General features: G+C 58.3%; 9 protein-coding genes. 6 read left to right on the top strand and 3 right to left on the bottom strand.

The features are described from left to right. Positions 1-416: AAA family ATPase (locus tag AB4Z11_RS24520; RefSeq protein WP_442028329.1), on the bottom strand; the 416-nt coding region annotated here is incomplete at its 3' end. Positions 417-701: 285 nt separating this feature from the next. Here AB4Z11_RS24520 and AB4Z11_RS24515 point away from each other — a divergent pair. The 6 genes from AB4Z11_RS24515 to AB4Z11_RS24490 all read left to right on the top strand — a co-directional run bounded on the left by AB4Z11_RS24515 (position 702) and on the right by AB4Z11_RS24490 (position 3,216). Beyond that, on the top strand, positions 702-1,025 hold the full coding sequence (locus AB4Z11_RS24515) for a c-type cytochrome (RefSeq protein ID WP_442028328.1): 324 nt from the start codon (positions 702-704) through the stop codon (positions 1,023-1,025). 10 nt (positions 1,026-1,035) lie between these two features. Beyond that, a complete protein-coding gene (locus AB4Z11_RS24510; protein WP_442028326.1) occupies positions 1,036-1,377 on the top strand; it encodes a c-type cytochrome in 342 nt (113 codons plus the stop codon). 84 nt (positions 1,378-1,461) lie between these two features. Further along, complete coding sequence (locus tag AB4Z11_RS24505; RefSeq protein ID WP_442028324.1) at positions 1,462-2,142, top strand: hypothetical protein; 681 nt, start codon at positions 1,462-1,464, stop codon at positions 2,140-2,142. Next, on the top strand, positions 2,139-2,597 hold the full coding sequence (locus AB4Z11_RS24500; protein ID WP_442028323.1) for a hypothetical protein: 459 nt from the start codon (positions 2,139-2,141) through the stop codon (positions 2,595-2,597). Before AB4Z11_RS24505 ends, AB4Z11_RS24500 begins: the two co-directional genes overlap by 4 nt. Next, on the top strand, positions 2,573-2,833 hold the full coding sequence (locus tag AB4Z11_RS24495) for a hypothetical protein (RefSeq protein WP_442028321.1): 261 nt from the start codon (positions 2,573-2,575) through the stop codon (positions 2,831-2,833). Before AB4Z11_RS24500 ends, AB4Z11_RS24495 begins: the two co-directional genes overlap by 25 nt. Before the next feature lie 2 nt (positions 2,834-2,835). Further along, complete coding sequence (locus AB4Z11_RS24490) at positions 2,836-3,216, top strand: hypothetical protein (protein ID WP_442028319.1); 381 nt, start codon at positions 2,836-2,838, stop codon at positions 3,214-3,216. 81 nt (positions 3,217-3,297) lie between these two features. Here the strand turns inward: AB4Z11_RS24490 and AB4Z11_RS24485 are convergent, their stop codons facing one another. Together AB4Z11_RS24485 and AB4Z11_RS24480 are read right to left on the bottom strand one after the other, a co-directional pair. Beyond that, entirely contained in the window at positions 3,298-3,723 is a 426-nt protein-coding gene (locus AB4Z11_RS24485; protein WP_442028317.1) for a DUF1841 family protein, read from the bottom strand. A gap of 54 nt (positions 3,724-3,777) precedes the next feature. Then, the coding region (locus AB4Z11_RS24480; protein WP_442028316.1) for an RNA pyrophosphohydrolase at positions 3,778-4,355 on the bottom strand (578 nt) is incomplete at its 5' end.

Genomic DNA, 4,355 nt, shown 5'->3' with positions numbered 1-4,355 from the left:
ATGCGATCCAGCTCGCGCAGCAGGTCGTTGGGGAATTCGATGTCAGCCTTGTCGATCTCGTCGATCAGCAGCACCACCGGCTCGGGCGAGGTGAAGGCCTGCCACAGTACGCCCTTGACGATGTAGTTGTGGATGTCGCGCACGCGCTCGTCGCCCAGCTGGGAATCGCGCAGGCGGGACACCGCATCATATTCATACAGGCCTTGCTGGGCCTTTGTGGTCGATTTGATATGCCACTGCATTAACGGCATGTTCAGCGCGGCCGCGACTTCCTCGGCCAGCATGGTCTTGCCGGTGCCCGGTTCGCCCTTGATCAGCAGGGGACGCTGCAAGGTCAGGGCGGCATTCACCGCCAGTTTCAGGTCATTGGTGGCGACATAATTGTCCGAACCCTCGAAACGCTGGGGTGCTTGCATGGATGGCTTCCCTGGTAAATAAGTCAGTGATAGCCATATTCTACAGATCTCCCAGTAAGCGGTGGGCGAGGGCCTTGGCCTCTTCGAGGGCTGCGTCTAATGTGCCGGAGATTGCCGCTGCCCAGTTGTTCGGCGATTTTCCGGAAGGCGCCAACGCGGAAAATGTATCCTTGACATGCAATATGGACGGGTGGCTAATTTGTGAAGTAGAATCGCAGGTTAGGGCGTAAAAGCCTAGGTTTTTGAGCAAGGCGTATCCGATTACAACTGATTTAAAGCCAAACTATGAAAAAAATCTTCGCACTTCTCGTGCTCGCAGGCGTTGCCCACGCAGCCGCAGCCGCGGACATCGTTGGGGACCCGAAAGCTGCTCCAGCCAAGATCGAAATGTGTATTGGATGCCACGGCATTCAAGGTGGCTACAAAGCGACTTTCCCGGAAGTGTTCCAAGTGCCGAAGATTGGCGGTCAGAATGCCAAGTACATTGAAAACGCTCTGAAGGGCTATCAGAAGGGCGAGCGTAAGCACCCATCCATGAAGGGTATCGCTGTGAGCCTGTCCGACCAGGACATCGCCGACATCGCCGCTTACTACTCCCAGCAGAAATAAGGCCCTGACCATGAAAAAACTGATTACCGCTCTGTTCTGCTCCGCAGTGTCGTTCAGCGCCATGGCTGGTGGCAATATCGACGCCGGCAAGGCCCTGACTGAAAAGTACAGCTGCGCCGCCTGCCACGGTAAGGATTTCAACAGCCCGATCGATCCGTCCTATCCTAAGCTGGCTGGCCAGCACCAGGACTACATCCAGCATGCCCTGACCGCCTACAAGCGCGGCGACGGCGCCAACGGCCGTTCGAACGCGATCATGACCGGCCAGGTCAAGCCGCTGACCAACCAGGACATCAAGGACATCGCCGCCTACCTGCACTCGCTGCCAGGTTCGCTGGTGACCCACCGCTGATCGTTCTTCGATCTGCCTTAGAAAAGCCCGCCGAGTGCGGGCTTTTTTGCGTCCATTGCAGGCTTAGCGGCACTTCGCGCCGGGTTGGACGGTCACGGTCCCCGTCCCAGCGAGCGGGATGTCGAATGCGCGGTTGGCCAGATCATTGGTGCTCGCGCTGCCCAAGGTCTGCCCTTTGGGCTCAAGAACCGTGATCGAAATCCGGTTGTTCAACTTCGAACTTTGCCGGATTCGCACTTCCAGACAGTCTCCGTCCAGCAGCCCGGTGAACTCGTCACCGAGGCTACTTGCAGCCTGACCGTGAGCGGCTGCCTGGCGCTGCCGGCATCAAGTGTCAGCTGCATGGCCGCGGTCCAATTATTGGAGCAGCCCGCCAGCAGGGAGAGCAGGAGCGATGACGCGGCTTTGGCTGAGTTTTTCACAGTGCGCGTGTTGTCAAAAGTCAACAGTGGGAATGCGATAGTTTTCCCCATGGAAACTATTGCTAGTATATCCGGAACTGGAGGCCTGATGACTCATCCGTTCTCAATCGAAGAAAAGCTGGAACTCGCCGGAAAAGTCGGCAATGACCTTGCCCAGCATTTCGGCAAGAAGAAATATTACTCAGAGGCGATGATCAATGCGGCCGCACGCCGGCGGGGCATTGCGGCCGGCAGTATGTTCTGGGCTTACGCCTTACAGCTGGACGAATTCGAGCCGGATGGCGTTTCCCACTTTTCATGGAACATTGAGTTCTGGCTCAACTGCTCCTTACCAAGCGCATGACCACATACCGGATTATCAGCGCAATTTGCGCATTGCTGGCATTTTCGGCGTTGGGCTATTTCCTCATCAGATTCCGGTCGCTGACGCGCGAGCAGGGCAGGGGAATTGTGGTGTTCGGCGCGTTGTTTGGATTGCTGCTGTTCATTGTGATGCAGACCTTTCCGCGGCAGGCACAGCTGGAATTGCAATCCGGCCTGATGAACTATCGCACGTTCGCCTGGAGCGCAGGCTTCGTCTGCGCAATATTCCACATGCTGATTTGCCGCCTTTTCAAGGTGCGCGCTGCTTATGGTTTTGCTTATCCAGCGCTGGGCTGGCTGCTGTCCGCGGTGCCGGTAGAACAAAAGCTGGCGGTGTGGGAGGTGGCGGCACTGGCATTGATTGCCGGGATTGTCGTTGTAGTGGTTTGCTATTTAATGGAGCGTCGAGCATGGACAAGCAAGTTACCGCATTGACGATGGGCGCAGCCCTTCTGATCTCGGTTGTTGCTGGCACTTTGGCCTGGCATCACATGGGGCGGCCGGACAATTGGTACAAGGCCTGCGCCTTAGGACTGATGGGCGGAATTGCCGGCGCCGTGCCGGGGCTCATTCTGCCCTTTATGACCGAGTCCGAGCCGGTGCTTGTTTCCTTGAGTTTTGCCGCAGTAATGGGCGCGCYCATGGCGTACCGCTATATCGACGAAATCTAGCCATGGCGATATCGATCATGATCGTGGCGCTCGTCCACACATTTGGCGCGGAGCTGGCCCGGCATTTTATGCGCGCGCCCGGCGCGATCAGACCCGGCATGGAGAAGATGCAAAATGCAGCGTTCATGGGCGCGCTCGGCATTCCTTTGCTGATGCGATCGGAGCTTGGCTACGACGCGCCGTTTTGGCTTGTGACGATGCTGCTGCTGGCGGCGCTCGCCGTCAGTGGCTGGTTCGCGCAGAAGCGCGCCTACTGGCTGCTGACAGCAATCGCGGCGATTGGCGATCTGGCGCTAGCCGCGAGCGGCGAGCTGGTCATCGCGGCTTTTGCGGGGGCGATCCAGTTGATGATTGCGGGCGTGCTGAGAAGGCGCAAACAATGATTGCAGTTCTGACGATGATCGCAATCGGGCTGACATCGGCATGGTCAACCTGGCGCACGGCGCGTGCGGCGTTGATCGGTATCAGAGACGGCGCTTGACGGCTTCCACGTAAGCTTCGCCGTCCGGCGGAACGCCGCGGCGCTGGGAGTCCCAGATCATCTCGCCCAGGCACTCCATGATCTGGTGATGGGCTTCGTGAGTCGAGTCGAGCTTGCGCGCCAGCGCTTCGTAGGCGGCGCGGATACCGCGCGGCTGGTCGATCGAGATTTGTTCTGCGATCGACAGGTGCATGGACAAATGCAAAAACGGATTGGCCTGTCCGCCTTCGACCGAGTAATCGCGGGCGACGGCTTCTTCGGCATCCTTTAGCGTGTCGTCATATTCGGGATGCTGCAAAACCCAGTCCAGCGCCATGGCTTCCAGCGGGGTGAGGATTTCTTTGGCGTGGTGCTTGCGGAAGACTTCGCAGAAGAAACGGCGAACGTCATTGGAGGACGGCGTAAACATGGCCGCCATTATACGCGCTTAAAAAAAACGCAGCCCGGGGGGCTGCGTTTTCGCTTAGTCCTTCTCCGCCAGTTGGGGAGCCGCACAACTGATTGGCTCCGCCGGGGGCGCAATCACCGGCTGCTGCGGCTTGTCCCGCTGCTGCGGGGAGCCGTTGCGCTGGCCGTGAGGCTGGCGCAGGTAACGCGAGGCATGCCGGCGGTCCCCATGCGCAGGCCAGGTGAGGAACCTGGATAACTCCTGCAAGGCGCGCTGGTAAACTTCACGTTTGAACTCAATGACTACATCCAGCGGTACCCAGTATTCATGCCAGCRCCAGGCATCGAATTCCGGGTGGTCGGTCAAGCGCAGATTGATTTCATTATCGCGCGCGCACATTCGCAACAGGAACCAGATCTGCTTCTGGCCACGATAATGGCCGCGGATTTCCCGCTTGATGAAGTGATCCGGCACTTCATAACGCAGCCAGTCGCGCGTGCGGCCGATAATCTTGACGTGCTCCGGACGTAAACCTATTTCTTCTTCCAACTCCCTGTACATCGCCTGCTCAGGCGTTTCGCCGTATTTAATGCCACCTTGCGGAAACTGCCACGAATGCTCGCGCACCCGTTTGCCCCACCACACCTCGTTAT

This window comes from Pseudoduganella sp. RAF53_2, from assembly GCF_052113985.1.
Lineage (GTDB): Bacteria > Pseudomonadota > Gammaproteobacteria > Burkholderiales > Burkholderiaceae_D > Rugamonas.
The sequence above is the reverse complement of the archived record's forward strand: the minus strand, read 5'-3'. Positions and strand labels throughout refer to the sequence as shown.

Excerpts from the sequence above, each read along its gene's own strand:
- AB4Z11_RS24515 (WP_442028328.1), top strand. The coding sequence starts at position 702 with ATGAAAAAAATCTTCGCACTTCTCGTGCTCGCAGGCGTTGCCCACGCA.
- AB4Z11_RS24510 (WP_442028326.1), top strand. The coding sequence starts at position 1,036 with ATGAAAAAACTGATTACCGCTCTGTTCTGCTCCGCAGTGTCGTTCAGC.
- AB4Z11_RS24500 (WP_442028323.1), top strand. The coding sequence starts at position 2,139 with ATGACCACATACCGGATTATCAGCGCAATTTGCGCATTGCTGGCATTT.
- AB4Z11_RS24490 (WP_442028319.1), top strand. The coding sequence starts at position 2,836 with ATGGCGATATCGATCATGATCGTGGCGCTCGTCCACACATTTGGCGCG.
- AB4Z11_RS24485 (WP_442028317.1), bottom strand. The coding sequence starts at position 3,723 with ATGTTTACGCCGTCCTCCAATGACGTTCGCCGTTTCTTCTGCGAAGTC.